Genomic DNA, 16,198 nt, shown 5'->3' with positions numbered 1-16,198 from the left:
GAGCTATGCAGGAATGAGGTCGTTGATCTTTTCCGCCGAGGCCGCCAGTTCCAGAGGCAGTGTTTCATCCCGCAGGGCTGCGAGGAGGCGTGCGTAGCGCTGTGCCAGGGGCTGGATGGCTGCGGCGTCCGCCAGTTGATTGGCGCTGTAAACGATGTGCGGGGCGAGGTAGCGCATGCCGCAGAGGAAGGCGGTCTGATCAAAGGGCGCGAGGAGCTGGCGGATGGTGAAGCGATTGCGCCCCTGCGAGCAGTAAACTTCTTCGGAACCGCCGGCGCTGATGGCCTGCAGCATGACCTTGCCCTGCAAAGCGGTGCCCCCTTCCCCGTAGGCCCAGCCGTAGGTGAGCACGAGATCGAGATATTCCTTCACCAGCGAGGGGGCGCTGTACCAATAGAAAGGGTGCTGAAAGACGATGACATCGTGTTCTTTCAGCAGCTTTTGCTCCTCTTCGACATCGATCAAGAAATCGGGATAGATCTCGTAGAGATCGCGGAAGGTCACGCCTTCCACATCACGCGCAGCGGCTGCCAGCCTGCGATTGATGCGTGACTTGTGAGGGGCGGGATGAGCGTAGAGAACGAGAACCGAAGCCATGATGAATGCGCGGCAGCATGGCCGCTGAGAATGGCGCGGCAATCGTTTTCAGGGATCGGTGAGCTCAATGCACAATTTATCCTCAACGCGGCCTTTGAATTTCCAGACGCCGTCGACGCGGAGGGCGTCGTCCAGTTCGATGCGGAGCTTGGTGCCGTCTGCGGCGAGGAGATGGATGTCCACTTCGTCAAAGGCTGCCTCGGGGTCGGCGGCATCGTCATCGGGATCGACTTCGAGCTCCACGAATTTGAGGGCGGAGATGTCGCCAAAGTGTTTGGTGATGAGGGCGCGGATTTCATCGATGCGCTGCTTGTTGCGGAGCATGTCCTTCTCGCGGCGTTTCAGCTCCTTCTCGCGTTCCTTGTCCACATTGATCTCGGTGGGAGAGGTGCCAGAGGCGGCGAGGGCCTCGTCTGCTTTGAGTTTTGCCATGACTTCGGGCGAGTGCCAGCAGGTGGCGAGAGCCGCGTCGTCTTTTGACTTGATGGTATTTACCAGGGTCTCCGCGAGGGCCTTGAGTTCCGCTGGCGGTGGGGTTTTGGGATCGTCGGCACGGAGAACCGGAACGAGACAGGAGGCGACGATGAAGCAGAGGAGGAGTTTCATGACGGAGCGAGGTAGAGCAGGATGGCCGGAATTCAACTCACGGAAGTGACACGTGAGGGGGATGCTCAGGGTATCCTTGCATGTGCCGATGAAGAGGAGGATGATTTAGGTGAACGCAGAGTGTCGTGCTGAAAAGGAGTGAAAGGATCGAGGACGAGTTCGAGTAGGAGGACGAGGACGATGCAGCCGAGACGGAGCGGAAGAGTGACGCGGCGGGCTTTGTGCTGCCACCTTGATGGGTTAGCGGGCGCGAGCGAGCCAGACGCCGAGGACGGCGACGGCCATGCCGATGAGGGAGAGACCGGTGAGGGTCTCGCCGAAGATGGCCCAGGCCATGAGGGCTGTCACGGCGGGCACGGTGTAGAAGAGGCTGGCGACGTTTACTGCGGTGCCGCTGCGGATGAGGTGATTGAGGAGGCTGATGGCGCCGATGGAGAGAACGAGGGCCACCCACAGGAGTGCGAAGACGAACTGACCGCTCCACTGGATCTGCATGGTCTCGGTGGTGACGGCGAGCACGGCGGTGATGAGGAGACTGGCGGCGTATTGCACGACGGTGCTGGTGCGGAGATCGAAGGCGGGGCAGTGGCGCTTCTGCCACATGGTGCCGACGGTGATGCCGACCAGCGCGGCAATGGCGGGCAGTGTCATGAGGAAGGTGAGGCCGCTGCCGGTTTTGTGCGCGACGACGAGTGCGGTGCCAATGAAACCCAGCGCGAGGCCTGACCACTGACGGGGCAAGACACGCTCGCCCAAGGCGACCCCGGCAAAGGCGGCGGTGAAGAGGGGCTGAAGGGAGACGATCAAACTCAGGATGCCTGCCGGAAGGCCGAGGCGGAGCGACCAGACGCAGCCACTGAGATAGAGGGCGTGGATCATGAGGCCGGCGAAGGCGACGTGGGCAAGCTGGGCTTTTCCCTTTGGCCAAGGGGCACGTGTGAGCAGGGCGATGGGGATCAGGATCGCGAGGACGATGCAGTAGCGCAGGGTCAGGAAGGTGAAGGGCTCGGCGTAGGGCACGCCGAGCTTTGAGCCGATGAAGCCGCTGCTCCAGAGGAGGACGAAGAGCCAGGGGATGGCGGATGTCCAGCCCTTAGAAATATTCATCTTGAACAATTAAGAAATCGCATTGCATACACTGAATCAACAAACTATCGATTATTCACCTGATAAAGGTATTTCATATGAAACCTCGAGTATTTATAGGGTCGTCCGTTGAAGGTCTTAATGTGGCTTATGCCGTTCAACAAAATTTGCTGCATGATGCTGAAGTAACTGTCTGGGATCAAGGCGTGTTCGAGCTTTCATCCACAACTATTGAGTCCTTGATCAAGGCTCTGTCGTCTGCCGATTTCGGAATTTTCGTTTTTAGTCCCGATGACATATCGAAAATTCGAGGGAACGATGTTAAGTCTGTCCGGGACAATGTCCTTTTCGAACTGGGCCTCTTTGTTGGAAAACTGGGTAGAGAAAGAGTTTATTTCCTTGTGCCTGATGGCGTGGATATACATATCCCAACGGATCTAATCGGAATTACTCCAGGAAAATTTGATTCTAATCGGGCAGATGGAAGCCTCCAAGCGGCAACTGGCCCAGCTTCACATCAAATAAGAATTCAGATCAAAAAGCTGGGGCCTATTGAAACTAGAGAGTCAACGAATACTCCATCTGCAAGCTCGGAAGAAGTATATGACCACTGGATAATGGATGTCATCGACGACAAATTTGAATCTGCCATAACAAAATTGGAAAAAGAATTGCAAGGACAGAGTGGTGATGATGCCTTGAGAAACCAAGCATGGCTCTACTATTGCAAATTTAAGTTAGATCCAAACATAGGGCATGTAACTCTTTATGAGCATGCCCTAGCTAATCAAAACTCCGTTGCGTGCCAAGAAGTAGTGGCAAATTTGCTCAAAAGGGAAGGATATGTCGATAAAGCAATTGAAGTGTTAGAAAACGCTCAAAAAGTTCATCCGGATAGTGGAAAAATTAGTGTTGAACTGGCTAGTCATTTGGATCAGGCAGGAAATCAAGAACGCGCAATCTTTTTGTTGGAATCTACTAAACCCACTATTAATGCTGAAGTGGCTTTAAAGTTGGCCGAAATATTTGAGCACGAAGAAAAAACTTCTGATGCCTTTAAAATCATTCGGCAATGTTACATTTCAAATCCATCCAACAAAGAAGTTGCCTTAAAATATGCGCGTCTCGCCCAAGAATGTAATGAACATACTATTGCCCTTTATCTATTAGATACGCTGTCATACAGTAACCCTGACTCGATCCAATACTGGGGATATTTAGGCAACACCTGTCTAGCCTTAGGCTTGAACAACGCAGCTCTCGAAGCCTACCGCAGCGCGGAAAAGCTGATAAAGCCAAATCAAAATGAAGAATGGATTGTCAGTAATATCGGTAATTTGTTATCAAATGTAGGCCTGGTTACAGAAAGCTGCACATACTTCGAAAGCGCATTGAAAATGGATGCTCGTTCAGAGTATGCGCATGACAGAATGGCCTCAGCTTTAAAAAAGAAGACGGAACTCGCTAAAGCTTATAAAAAGAAAGTTCAGGAAGGCATGCGGCTATCACGCGAGCTTCCAAAAAAAGAAATCGCAATTGATTGAAAAAGGCGGCGCTCAAACACTCTAAATCATCACCTTCGAAAAACCTTGCGCGGCTGCAGATTATTCTTCGACCACGATCTCAAATAAAGTTAGGGGCTCGGAAAATAATTTAACTCGTCAAGCATCGAGCTGCTGGATTCTAGCCAGGTGGCGGCCGCCTTCGAAGGGGGTGGTGAGGAAGGTGTCCACGATCTGGAGGGCGGTGGGGAGGTCCATCATTCGTTCACCAAGGGAGAGGATGTTGGCGTCGTTGTGGAGACGAGTGAGGCGGGCGGATTCGAGATTCCAGCAGAGGCCGCAGCGGATGCCGCGCAGGCGATTGGCGGTGATGGCTTCGCCATTGCCAGAACCGCCGAGGACGATGCCGCGCTCGAAGGTGCCAGCGGCGACGGCTTCAGCCACGGGGCGAATGAAGCGGGGGTAATCGACGGGAGCTTCGGAGTGGGTGCCGAAGTCTTCGACCTCATGGCCTGCGGCCTGCAGGTGCTGGAGGATGGCCTGCTTGTAGAGGTAGCCGGCGTGATCGGAGCCGATGGCGATTTTCATGGTGGGGGTGAAACTCGCGCAGCAGGCAGTTGCTCACAAGTGTTGATGCGGCCGAGTGACATGCCGGGGTGGGCGAATCGTCCGACGTTACGCTGACGCGAGGCGGGGCGTTTGGGGGGACGCTGCTGGTGAGGTTTGGGTGCGGCGAGGTGCTGGGTTTGCTTTCCGGTGGGGTGGTGCAGACCCAAGGTTGCCTCGCTGAGGCTCGGCGAACCCTGGGCTTAATTACGGAAGGCCGTTGGCCTTCAAGACCTTATTTGCAGTGAGGCTTGGAGTGAAGGAGAAGCTGATATGGAAGGCTGTTGATCGTTTAAAAATGGAGTCCGCAGGACCTGAAGATCGCTGGGGTGCATATGGCAAATAGGGACGCGACGCAGCTTTGTCCGACTGGATGCTGGGCTGGGAATGAAGGGAGTCCTTTACCCGGCGAAAGCGGTAGCTGCGATGCAGGCTTGCGCCGTGCATCTCCGCGACCGCACTCCAAAAACGCTGTCGTGCTACTCTTTCATCCATCATGCAAAACACACGATGTGTCCTCTTAGCCTTATGTCAGCCTCAATTGAAGCGGTCGCGGATGACGACTTCGTCGTAGGAGAGCTGTCCGCCTTTGGGCCATGGGGGCTGGGTGCCTTTGCCGACGGCGATCATGAAGGAGATGACGTGGTCTTCGGGGAGATTGATGATTTTGCCGACGGCATCGAAGTCGAAGCCGTCCATGGGGGAGGTGTCGTAGCCCATGGCTTTGGCGGCGAGCATGATGGTCATGCCGGCGAGGCCGCAGGAGCGCATGCATTCGTCGCGCTGGACCTGATCGCGGCCTGAATAGTATTGGCCGATGGCGGGGACGAGGAAGTCCTGCACGGGCTGGGCTGCGTTTTTCCAGTAACGGCCGGGTTCTTTTTTCCATGCGTCTTTGTCAGCACACATGACGATGAGGAGGGAGGCCTCGGTGATCTGAGCCTGATCCCAGCCGACGGCGCGGATTTGTTTCCGTACTTCAGGATCGAGCACGGTGACGAAGCGCCAGTTTTGGATGTTGAAGGCGGTGGGGGACTGCATGGCGGCCTCGAGAAGCTGATGAATTTCAGCTTCGGTCATGCGGTGGGCGGGATCGTAGTGCTTGATGGCGCGGCGGGAGGCGATGGCTTCGAGGGTGTTCATGGAGTGTGTTTGAGGGTGAGGAGTTTTTAAATCTAGCTGCGTTTTGCGTGGAGTTTGATGTGGAGGTGGACGTGGTCGTTGACGACATGTTTGCCGAGGAAGGCGAAGAGTCTGCCGGAGCCGTAGTGGCTGTCGAACTGGGTGCGGTCTAGCTCGAACTGTGCCTGACCGGTGAGATGATCTGCATCCGCGGCGGCGATGACGGCGGGGAAGCTGAGTGGCTTTGTGACGCCGCGCAGGGTCATGGTGCCGTGCAGGGTGTAGTTTGGTGTGCCGGGGGTGCAGGATGGGAGAGGGTCTGCGTGATCGCAGATGAACTCGGCGGTGGGAAAGCGATCCACGGCGAAGAAGTCGTCATCGCGCAGGTGGCGGATGAGCATGGCATTGAATGCGGTATCGACGAGGTCTTCACAGGCGATGCTGTTCATGTCGAGGGTGAAGCGAGCGGACTGGAGGACGCCGTTTTCTATTTCAATGTGGCCGCTGGAGAGCTTGAGGGTGCCGTGGTGATGGTTGAAGAGATTGCGACCGGTCCAGCGGACGAGGCTGGTTTCGGTGTCGAGATTGTAATGGCCGTGGGGAGTGGCGGAGGAGACATCGGCGTGAGTGCCTTCGAGTGGGAGATTGTTTTGTTTCCATTCGGCGATGCCGCCGGTGAAGGCAGCCACGTTGGTGTAGCCGACCTTGGTGAGTTTTTCGGCGGCGGTGGTGGCGTCCAATGAATCGCCGCCTGCGCCGTAAACGATCAGTGGCGCGTTTTTGTCGGGGGCGAGTTCGGCGATTTTGGAAACGAAGATGGTTTCGTAGACGCAGGCATTGATGGCGCCGGGCAGATGAGCGCAGTCGAAGTGCTCCTCCGGCAGGACGTGGATGAGGGTGGCGGTGTTTTTCTGCGCCTGGAGTTCGGTGAGGGAGAGCGTTTTCATGGCTGTGAGGGGGCTTCCGCGAGAAGGGCGTCGAGATCGAGATGTTCGGTGGTCATGGTGAGCTCGCCTTTGGCGTCGCGCGGCCACTGTGAGGGATCGCGATCGACGTAAAGTTCGAGGCCATTGCCATCGGGATCGTGAAGGTAGAGGGCTTCGCTGACGCCGTGATCGGAGGCGCCGTCGAGGGGGATTTTGTTTTTGATGAGGCGGCGCAGGGCATCGGCCAAAGTGGCGCGGTCAGGGTAGAGAAGGGCGACGTGATAGAGGCCGGTGGTGCCGCGAGGCGGGGCTTTGCCGCCGCGGCTTTCCCAGGTGTTGAGGCCGATGTGATGATGGTAACCGCCGGCGGAGACGAAGGCGGCCTGGGTGCCGTAGCGCTGGGTGAGTTCGAAACCGAGGACACCGCAGTAGAAGGCGAGGGAGCGCTCCAGGTCCGCCACCTTGAGATGGACGTGGCCGATGCGGACGGCGGGATGGATGGGAGTGCTCATGGGAGTTGACGGTGGTTTACGATTGTTGACGGTGGTTGACCGTTGTTTTCCGGAGGGGATCGAAGAAGCGGGCCGGACTCATTGATGAATCCGGCCCGCGTGGGGTTGCCTTATTTGGCGGAGAAGAGGGTGCTGAGGTAGTCTTTGCGACCGGAGAGGGCCACCAAGGAGAGAACTCCGAGGACTACTGGCATTTCATAGCCGCCTTTGACGAGGAAGAAGTGGTAGAGGGCGATGTTTACCACGACAGGGCCGAGGAGAGTGAGGGCGAGGTTGGTGAAGCGGCCGCTGAGGAGCAGGAGGCCGCCGGTGACTTCGAGGACCTTCACCACGGTGAGGTAGCCGCTGCCGTAGATGGCGAACATGAAGTTGGCAGCAGGACCTTCGGGTGGGGGAGGAATCGGGATGAAGTGGAGCCACATGTTGGCACCGAAGACGGTGAAGATGAGGCCGAGGAGGAGGCGGGCGATGGTAGGGATGTGTTTCATGGGAGCGGGGAGTTGACGGTGGTTTACTGTTCTTTGGTTGGGATTAGGCGAGGTCGAAGAGGAGGGCTTCGGCGTTTTGGGTGGCTGTGATGGTGAGGGTGCCGGTGTCGTCGGTGCTGACCGCGTCGCCGGGATTGAGGGTGGTGCCGTTGACGGTGAGGGTGCCTTTGATGAGCTGGAGCCAGGCGCCGCGACCGACGGTGACTTCGTGGGTGGTGGATTTGCCGGCTTCGAGGCGCACGCGGTAGATGTCGGCGTCTTGATGGATGGTGGCGGAGCCGTCGCGGCCATCGGAGGAGATGACGAGGACTTTCTCGGCGGTCTCATGTTCGGGTTTGGGGTGCCACTCGGTGTAGCTGGGTTTCAGGCCGTTTTGACGCGGACGAATCCAGATCTGGAGGAGGCTGCCGGGTTCAGTCTTGGAGGGATTGAACTCGCTGTGGGTGACTCCGCTGCCGGCGCTCATGAGCTGGATCTGGCCGGGGAGAAGGGTGCGTCCGTTGCCCATGCTGTCCTTGTGCGCGAGTGCGCCGTAGAGGATGTAGCTGAAGATTTCCATGTCGCGATGCGGATGGGTGGGGAAACCTGCGCCGCCGGTGATGACGTCCTGATTGATGACACGAAGGCTGCGGAAGCCCATGTGCGCCGGATCGTAGTAATCGGCAAAGCTGAAGGTGTGGTAGCTGTCGAGCCAGCCGTGGTTGGCATGGCCGCGTTCGTTGGAGAGGCGAAGATTGAGTTTCATAACGACGCTGTACTCGCGCCGTGATGGTCATTCCTCCAATGCTTCCTGCTTCACAAGTTCATGCCCTGAGGTAATGAATACCCGTCAGGAGTACCAGTCTATTACGCCGTCTGAATTGAGAACGGCGAGCGCTTTGTCGCTCCAAGATGAATAACAGCTGGCATCCGGCACGCGGTTCTTATCTGTGAGCTGAAGCAGCGCATTTTGGATGAGACTGGTTTCGGGGTAAGCGGTGTAGATGAGGCAGGCTTTGCCATCTCCCACGGCGATGCGTCCGTCATTGAGGAAGCAGCCATGGGGTGAGCCGCTGTCTGCTCGGGAGTAGAGCTGCACGGTATCGAGATCCCTGAGATTTCCTGGGGAGAGCAGCACCACTTCGAGACTCGTCACCGCGAGGAATGCAGCCGGCTGAACGGGTTTGGTCGCGTGCAGTGCGAGGATGCGAGAAGGGAGTTCGGTCTGATTGATGACGTCGCCGTTTTTGATGCGCAGGAGATGAGTGCCGACGCTGAGCATGACGTTATCACCATGCACAGCCAGGCAGACAGGCCCGGCCAGCTCTGGAGGGGCCCAGCCGAGGGCATGAGTTCGGACGAGACGCCCCGGGTAAAAATAGTAACTGAGATCGATTGTTTCGGTGGTGTTGACGTGAAGGATCCAGACACCTTCTTTCTGAGGATGAACGGCGAGCACGCGTGGAGGCATCCAACTGAGCTGAGAGACCAGCATGTCACGGGTGTTTGGGCTGGAACAGAAATCTGCCAGCCCGGCCTGACCGTAGCGGGCCACCTCCCCTTGCCTTGCAAACGGGAGCCAGACATGGTCGCCCAATGGCGGAAGAGAAGGACTGAGATTGGTCAGGTAGGCCCAGCCTGATGCCGAGGTGAACTTGCCCATGATCTTTTCACCTTTGCCGAAAACCCAGACATCCTGTCGTGTTTTGTCGTTTTGGCCGACAGCGAGCCACTTGGTGTCTGTGGTGATGAGACGCCACCATTGAGTGCCGTCTTTGGGAAGGCTCAGCGAGCCGCGATGCGTGAGCGCATTTCCTGACCGCCGCGAAGATCCAGCCTGGAGGGCTTTTCGTTCCTGGCGGCGGGTGCGTTCGCGAGCATCGGCAAAACGGAGGGTGTCGCGTTTTAACAAGAGATCGCTGGCGGCAAAATGAGGCAACACGGCAAGAAGATAAGCCTCCTTGTCATTTCCAGCCGCCACAGCTTCACCAATGATGCCGGTGGCGACCCGTGCAATGCGCTGACGCACTTCAGGATCCGCCTGAGACTGATGAATGACACGCAGCGATTCCGTCATTTGAAGGCGGTCTGAAATCTGATGCGCTGGATCACTCAAGGAGCGGGCAAGCGCCAGAGATTCGGTGACGGCATCAAGCCGGGCAAGGTATTCAAAGTGGCGCTCAAGGCACTGAGATGCCTGCGGCGAGTTAGGGTGGCCGCTGGCCAGCACGGAGATGGCAAGGCCGTGCTGCTGGAGCTTTTCAAAGAGAATGCGGGCATCGTGCAGCCGGTCTCCGCCATTCTTGATCGCTTCATGGTAGGCAGCGACGGCCTCGCGCTCACGGCCGATCTGGCGCAGTAGATCGCCGCACTTTTCATGCTGTGCCAGCTCCGCGTAAAGCAGCACGGCATCTGCGAGCAGACCGCCGTCTTCGAGGCACTTGGCCGCCTGCGCTTTGTTGTTGAGTTTGGTGAGGTAGATGCGGGCCGCCTCCTGATGCCGGCGACCGCGTGCGAGGGCACCGGCAGCGGCATGCCAGTCTCCCAGCAATTCGGCAAAGATGTAGGCGGCGCGATCAAACCGGCCTGCGGCGATCTCACGATTGGCCAGGTCACGGTATTTTTGCTGGAGCTGCCACTGCGTTTGAGGTGCGAGATTCCAGACGTCTGCGGGACCTCCGCCACGGCGTGAGCCAAACACGGGATTGCGTTCGCCGAGTTTCCAGCTGGGCGGAGCCTGACCGCGAGAGGCGTTCCCTGCTTCCGAGAATGGCAGGGCATAGCGCAAGCCCAGCTCGGGATTGGTTTCCAGAAGCTTCATGAGACGCTGCAGCTCGTGCTCACGCCTCTGCTGGAGTTTTTCAAACTGTGCCGCAGTCCATTGCATGAGGCGATCCATCATGGGAATGCCGCGCGCGTTGGAGTCGCTGGGGCGAGAAGAACCCGTGTCTGGTTTTGAACTGCCCTCCAGAGCTTTTCCGGCACCCAACAGTTTGGCAAATCCACCGAGTATCCCCAGCATGCCCAGACCTGCCAAGGCGACAGCGCCGAAGAGCTTGTCACCGAGGCGTTCGAGGAAGGGGGCTTTGTCCTGGAGGTCTTTGGGCGAAAGCGAACCGATGTCCTGCGGAGCTTCGCCAAAGAGGTCGTGCAAATCCTCTGGAAGACTGAGCGTGACGCGAGTGAGGCGCGGCAGCGGTGAATGTCCTGACACTGCATGCAGCCATGAGGTCTCGCGTGGCAGTGGTGGTACGATCAACGTTTCCGCCGTGATGGCATCGGTTTCCTCAAAAGCCACCAAGCCAAGCGCAGGATGGAAAAAATAGAATGCGTAATGCAGGAGCCGCCGCGCCTCCTCATCTGTGAGGGCAGGATCAAGCCGCATGGAACTGGGGACGGCGACACTGCCATGCTCCAGAGCACAGACCATGACGCGCGGACCAAAGGCCACAGCTTTTCCAGTCGAGGGCACAATGAGCAAACCACCTGCCGAAGCTTCCTCCACCGAACTCGGCACGACAAAGAACCGAGCGCCGGGCTGACGCGCCATTTCTTCCAGCCAGGCCCCGACGTCTGATCCTGGGAGAAAGCCCGCACGCACCGGCTGAGCGACAGCGGCTGGAATGAGGCGGAGCGGGAAGGTGCGCATGGGTGGCGAGTTATTCTGTAGAGAGATACCTTTTAAAATTGCTCTTCACCATGGATGCAGTGTGCTTAGGTTTGCCGGGCTCACAGGCGCGGAAGAGAGTGCGAGACAATGTTTGCAGCACAGAGGCGGCACCGATGGCTTCATCCCAGAGGAGGTTCTGTTCGCCATAATAAAAGCCTTTGCGCTGCCAGGCGGCCGTGTGGCCTTTCACCAGCACGAGGCTGATCTCCTGGGAGTCATCGCCGGAATCGCATACATGGAGGAAGCCACGGGAATCATAAATCACACGGCGGCCATCCGGGAACTCTGCCTGGGAGAGTCCACAGTCGGACCAGTCGGATAGAATCAGCGGCTGCAAAGGGTGGAAAGTGGCGGGAGCATCGGCAGGAGCATGCCATTCGAGGCCGCCTTTCAGATGGACTTTGAGCTGATATGCGCGGCCCTTTTCTTTTCTCAGGTACAAGCCTCCGGTGAGGCCGAAACCCACATGAGTAATTTCGGAGATACGGTGGCGTTTGGCGGTGGTTCTCACGGGAGCCGCATTCTTGGTTATCAAGAGGCTGGACATGGGCATGTGCTCTCCATGAGGGTGGAAAGTTTCACCATCAAACCACGGGATACCGGCAAACTTGCCCAATTCCTCTGAGGCGATGACGCGGCCATTGTCGAGTGAGAGAGCCTTGGCCACTTTGCTGTCTATCAAGACGAGGGCGCCTGACTGCACGCGAAACTGTGACAGTTCATCAAGAAGTCCGTGATAGGAGATGAGATGCGCTGGCTCCTGACCGGTGAGAGAGAGGACGAGAATCTGCAGCTGTCGGTATTCGAGGCCGCCGAAGAGAAGCAGCACGCGGTCCTCGCCTTCGGGATCGACCACCATGCCCTTGAAGTCCGTGCTCGGAGCGGTCGGATAAAGCACACGGCCCGCATGGACGCGGAGGGTCCACCAGCACACGGCACCTGAGGTGGAGATGCCTATGAAGCCTTTGCCGCCAATCTGATACGCTTTGCCAGGCATAGGCGATCCCGGGATGTAGAGCGGCCAGACACTCTGCCGATAAAAATGCGGCAACCGTCCGATCTCGCTGGTCAATGTGGCGGATGAAGGGTTCAGCGCAAGAGCTGCGGACTGAGGCGCGAAGAGATCCTCGGCATCGACACGGGCGTGGGCCAGAGGGCGTGCGCCGGCGAGGCTGTGGCGGGAGAGTTCGAGATTGCCATCGCGATCCACCAGCAGTGCATGCAAGGGCACTGTATTGGCGAGATGCCGCCACACCGGGAGATGACAGAGCGTCTCCAAGGCCGCGGGATGGGTGATGACAAAGACCTCTTCGTTGGGTTGAAAAGGCGAAGGCTGGGCATCGGCGAGCAACTGCAGGGCAGAGCCGGGATGAGGCTGCGGCTGAAGACGTGCGAGCTGCACGCGGACATCCGACACCGTTTCCAAGGTGATGTTTTTGAAGCCGCCTGCATCGATGGCGAAAACGGAACCGATGGCTGTCTGCTCGCCATGCTTTTGCCGCAGCAGGGCAAGCGCGGAGCCGAGGGCAAAGAGGCGTGGCTTTCCCCACATGAAGAGGCCGGTGTCGATCAGGATCAGACGGCGAGGTGGAGGCTCGGCGGGAGGAGATTCGCGGCGGAGGTAGAGAGCCTCTCCCTGCGCAAGGCGTACAGCGAAAGTGAGATCGTCCCAGGCGAGCTCGGTCATGAGGAGGCGGGAGGGATCGCCGCGATTCGTGATATCGGAGACGCCACCCAAGGGCAACTCATCGCGCTGGGTGACGGCTTTGGGTACATGCAGCATGGCACCAATGCGCCGCACGAGGCCGGCCACCTGAGCCAGCTCGCCACCCTCGTGTTCCAAGGCACGAAGAAGGTCTGCGGGAGGCTCGGGGACGGGCACTTCAGCCGGTGCAGGCAGGGGGAGCTCAAGCTGACGTAACGGGAGGCGGTCGATGCCGGTGCGCAGACGTTCCTCCAGGTGCTCAGGCGGACAGTGGGTGAAGGCGTATTCGAGAAGGCTAAGATCCGCAAGCAGGCGAGCGATGCCATTGAGGCCGGGTGAGCGCTGCTGAAAAACGTGCAGGGAAGGAGTCTGAACAAACTCAGCGATGATATTCGCGGCTTGGGGCGGCGTGATTCGAATTGCTGCGGGATCTTCAAACAAGGTCTGCAACAGCCTGCGGCGAGCCGGGCCGCCAGATCTGAGCTCAGCAGGCAATGAATGGATGCGGTCAAGCCCAGCGCCGACCGTCGTCCACAATGAGAGAATCCCTGCGGGCACCTCTTTGCTGCCCGTGGCACGCGCCGCCGCCGCCCACAGGCGACCACGGGTGGAGTCAGCATCGTAGCTCTCTGATGCAGCGGCGAGAACCAGAAGGATGGAGCCCAGCGGCGGAAGGCCACCAGATGCACATGCCTCCAGCAATTCAGGAAGCTCCTGACGAAAGGCGATCAAGGCATTGTCTCCCGACCATACCACGGCCTGATTTCCATCTGCATCCTCCCACTCCCAGAGTAGTCCCGGAGGTGCGCAGAAATAAGCGAGTGTGGCGGGAGAATGCATGGTGCTCAGTTCTCCAGAGAAGATGGACTCATGGCATTCGCAGCAGTGGCGCGAAGGGCGCTGCGGGTGAGCTCAACGAATGCCTCTGAAGGGAGGCGCTCGGCAGTGCCATCTGGATGCAGCAGGGCGATTTCACCTGTGCCCAGTTTCATGCTGGAAGCCACCAGCGCAGCGGTGATTCCCTTTGGCAAGGACCAGCCAGCGGGAATGGCGATACGGTACTCCACACACCACGGTGTGCCGGGAAGAGGAGGCAGCGGGGTGCCCATGACGCAGGTGCGGCCATCACCTGCCAAGGCAAAGCGCAGCGGCTGCAAGCGTACGGCAGGGGCCGTGAGACCCCAGCGTGTGAGTTCCTCAAAAGGCAGCAGCATGAGAGCGGGTGGATGAAACTGCACTGCAGGCACGAGTGTCCAAGCCACCGGAGCGACATGGAGTGCAGGCAGCGCTGCAGCAGGAGGACGCACGCGAAGAAACTCTGCCAGAGGCTGCCATGGCCCCTCGGGAAGACGTGCCGTGGGCAGCGTGAGGCCCAGAGGGATGAGACGGCCAGAATCATCTGCGGTGAAGCGTGTCAAAGCGGGCAGACGATCCCACTCCGCACCTGCAGGTCCACGAACCCAGAGGTGTCCGCCCGCTTCGCAGGCTTCATGCCCTGGAAGCGTGCGCCAGCGGCCAAGCCAGGGAATGTCAGATGCTGCCAGGACGGCGACGCACTGCCCAGCCTGAACCGTCATGCTTCAGCCCTCCGCCAGAGGGTCTCGACTTTTTCCTGCAAGGCTTCACGAGTCTCGGTCTGCCGCACCCAGGGCACACGCGCCGCAAGTGCAGCGAGCCGGTCCTTGGCCACGCCGAGGGCGAGATCTGCCCAGCCCTCCGACAGAACATCGAGGTCACGTGCGAGGCTCTCAGGATCTGGGGCGCTGCCGCCATGGGCCTGCGGGTGATCGCCACTCTCGGGGGTGTCCTTGTTGATCGTCTCCTGCACCATGGCGGCGAGCATCTCGCGCTGCTCTTCACGATCCCAGATGCAGCGCAGCACCCAGAGATCTGAAACACGTGCCTCCTGCCGACCGCACATGAGGGCACTGGCGGCGATGACGCGCTGAAGTTTCACGGCACGGCGGTCTGAGACTTCCATGCCGGCGGCGCGCAGGCGGGCGATGAGCTCCAAGTAAGGACTGCGGATTGAAGTGAGATCCACCAACGGCAGGGCCTCCTGCAGGGTGCGGATGTCATGCGCGGACAAGCCGGCGGCAGGAGGTGCGGAGCGGCGAGATTTTTCCAGCGCCCAGCCTGCCTCAAGCACGGCCGCGAGTTCGGCCTCCGGCACGTAGCCGCAGTGAACACGCAGCAGAAAGCGGTCAAACAAAGCGCGCAGAGCTTCTTCTTCAGGAAGGTGATTGCTGGCGCTGACGACGAGCAGCGCGGGCAGGCGGCGAGTTTCGCGGCCACGGCGGAAGACGCGCTCATTCAGCACGAGCAAGAGGCTATTGAGGATGGCGCTGTTCGCATTGAGCAGTTCATCCAGAAAGATGAAGTCAGCCTCCGGCAGCATGCCTTCGGTGTTGGTGACGAGATCCCCTTCCCGCAGACGGCGGATGTCGAAGGGGCCGAACAGTTCACCCGGCTCCGTGAAGCGTGTGAGGAGGTAGTCGAAGGCGCGCGCATCGAGACGCCTGGCGAGTTCATTCACCAGCGCACTTTTGGCCGTGCCGGGAGGACCGTGAAGAAAGAGATTTTCACCACCGGCAAGGGCGATGCCCATGACATCAATAATCTCCTCCTTGCCGACGAAGACGGCTTTCATGGGGCGTAGAATTTGATCGGAGAGATGCTGGGCGATTTCGAGAGGGGTCATGGAGCAAGAATGGAAAGTGGGGAGGCCTCCAGCGCGAGGCGGGCGGCGAGCTTCGGGGCGAGCGAGAGGGCGTGCTCGCCGAGGGCATTTGCGACGGCCAGCCTGGTGTGCGCATCATGCAAGCGGGAGGCATCCTGGCGTTCGATGATGCGATCTATGTACAGCTGCCACAGGCCATCGTGACGACGAAGAGGCGTAAGGTCTGGTGCTTCCTGAAGAGCGATGCCGACGGACGAGAGCGGGAAGTGCTTTGCAGCGGCTTCGATGCCGGACACGAGGGGATCGCTGTCGCTCATGGACCTGGCCATGGAGTGAAGCTCCGGCAGATGCCGAAGTGCGAGATCCTGCGAAAGCAACTCGCCTGGAGAGGAGGGCGGCAAGGGCAATGCAGCGCAGATTCGACTCACATCTTCCTCCGTCATGGCGCGATCCACCAACGCCTGGCAGAGACGGTAGATGTAATGCAGGGCATTCACTGCGGCCTTGGGATGCCATTCCAGATCCACTTGAACGCCACCGGGCAAATCATCGCAGAGGTCATGAAAGGCTCTGCTGAGAAGAGAGGCGGTTTGTGCGGGATCAGGATCTGCCAAAAGCTCTCTAGTCACGCCTGCCTGTCCTGCTACGTGCAGGGAGGAAAAGAATTCGGCGATTGAGACAGTGACCGGCATGCAGTGCCGCCTAAGAAAGAACTGGAA

At 58.9% G+C, this 16,198-nt stretch carries 15 protein-coding genes; 1 reads left to right on the top strand and 14 read right to left on the bottom strand.

Features of this window, described 5'->3' with window-relative positions; translation table 11 throughout:
* Positions 1-3: 3 nt before the first annotated feature.
* From kefF to AC3RLQ_RS27115, 3 genes are all read right to left on the bottom strand, one after another.
* The gene (gene kefF, locus AC3RLQ_RS27125; protein ID WP_493031787.1) at positions 4-597 is read right to left on the bottom strand and encodes a glutathione-regulated potassium-efflux system oxidoreductase KefF; all 594 of its coding nucleotides are present in this window, start codon (positions 595-597) and stop codon (positions 4-6) included.
* Positions 598-645: 48 nt separating this feature from the next.
* Positions 646-1,203 carry a hypothetical protein gene (locus AC3RLQ_RS27120; RefSeq protein ID WP_493031786.1) on the bottom strand — a complete coding sequence of 186 codons (558 nt, stop codon included), beginning with the start codon at positions 1,201-1,203 and terminating at the stop codon, positions 646-648.
* 240 nt (positions 1,204-1,443) lie between these two features.
* A complete protein-coding gene (locus tag AC3RLQ_RS27115) occupies positions 1,444-2,310 on the bottom strand; it encodes a DMT family transporter (protein ID WP_493031785.1) in 867 nt (288 codons plus the stop codon).
* Between the two features lie 77 nt (positions 2,311-2,387).
* Between AC3RLQ_RS27115 and AC3RLQ_RS27110 the strand changes: the two genes are divergently transcribed.
* Complete coding sequence (locus AC3RLQ_RS27110) at positions 2,388-3,833, top strand: TIR domain-containing protein (RefSeq protein ID WP_493031784.1); 1,446 nt, start codon at positions 2,388-2,390, stop codon at positions 3,831-3,833.
* Between the two features lie 117 nt (positions 3,834-3,950).
* Here the strand turns inward: AC3RLQ_RS27110 and rpiB are convergent, their stop codons facing one another.
* From rpiB to AC3RLQ_RS27055, 11 genes are all read right to left on the bottom strand, one after another.
* Positions 3,951-4,379, bottom strand: a complete 429-nt coding sequence (rpiB, locus tag AC3RLQ_RS27105; protein WP_493031783.1) for a ribose 5-phosphate isomerase B — start codon at positions 4,377-4,379, stop codon at positions 3,951-3,953.
* Positions 4,380-4,934: 555 nt separating this feature from the next.
* The gene (locus AC3RLQ_RS27100) at positions 4,935-5,540 is read right to left on the bottom strand and encodes a nitroreductase family protein (RefSeq protein WP_493031782.1); all 606 of its coding nucleotides are present in this window, start codon (positions 5,538-5,540) and stop codon (positions 4,935-4,937) included.
* Positions 5,541-5,572: 32 nt separating this feature from the next.
* Positions 5,573-6,466, bottom strand: coding sequence for a YceI family protein (locus AC3RLQ_RS27095; protein ID WP_493031781.1), 894 nt, complete (start codon positions 6,464-6,466; stop codon positions 5,573-5,575).
* Positions 6,463-6,957 (bottom strand): VOC family protein, encoded by a 495-nt coding sequence (locus tag AC3RLQ_RS27090; RefSeq protein WP_493031780.1) that lies wholly within the window; start codon positions 6,955-6,957, stop codon positions 6,463-6,465. Before AC3RLQ_RS27090 ends, AC3RLQ_RS27095 begins: the two co-directional genes overlap by 4 nt.
* A 110-nt stretch (positions 6,958-7,067) precedes the next feature.
* Positions 7,068-7,445, bottom strand: a complete 378-nt coding sequence (locus AC3RLQ_RS27085; protein ID WP_397379945.1) for a DoxX family membrane protein — start codon at positions 7,443-7,445, stop codon at positions 7,068-7,070.
* Between the two features lie 43 nt (positions 7,446-7,488).
* Positions 7,489-8,190, bottom strand: coding sequence for a pirin family protein (locus tag AC3RLQ_RS27080; RefSeq protein ID WP_493031779.1), 702 nt, complete (start codon positions 8,188-8,190; stop codon positions 7,489-7,491).
* Between the two features lie 84 nt (positions 8,191-8,274).
* A complete protein-coding gene (locus AC3RLQ_RS27075; RefSeq protein ID WP_493031778.1) occupies positions 8,275-11,073 on the bottom strand; it encodes a hypothetical protein in 2,799 nt (932 codons plus the stop codon).
* A 10-nt stretch (positions 11,074-11,083) separates the two neighbouring features.
* The gene (locus tag AC3RLQ_RS27070) at positions 11,084-13,639 is read right to left on the bottom strand and encodes a hypothetical protein (protein ID WP_493031777.1); all 2,556 of its coding nucleotides are present in this window, start codon (positions 13,637-13,639) and stop codon (positions 11,084-11,086) included.
* Positions 13,640-13,644: 5 nt separating this feature from the next.
* Positions 13,645-14,376, bottom strand: coding sequence for a hypothetical protein (locus AC3RLQ_RS27065; protein WP_493031776.1), 732 nt, complete (start codon positions 14,374-14,376; stop codon positions 13,645-13,647).
* Positions 14,373-15,500 carry an AAA family ATPase gene (locus AC3RLQ_RS27060; protein ID WP_493031775.1) on the bottom strand — a complete coding sequence of 376 codons (1,128 nt, stop codon included), beginning with the start codon at positions 15,498-15,500 and terminating at the stop codon, positions 14,373-14,375. Before AC3RLQ_RS27060 ends, AC3RLQ_RS27065 begins: the two co-directional genes overlap by 4 nt.
* Complete coding sequence (locus tag AC3RLQ_RS27055; RefSeq protein ID WP_493031774.1) at positions 15,497-16,171, bottom strand: hypothetical protein; 675 nt, start codon at positions 16,169-16,171, stop codon at positions 15,497-15,499. Before AC3RLQ_RS27055 ends, AC3RLQ_RS27060 begins: the two co-directional genes overlap by 4 nt.
* Positions 16,172-16,198 lie beyond the last annotated feature (27 nt).

Source organism: Prosthecobacter sp. GW821-HT29F12 (genome assembly GCF_058803405.1).
The sequence above is the reverse complement of the archived record's forward strand: the minus strand, read 5'-3'. Positions and strand labels throughout refer to the sequence as shown.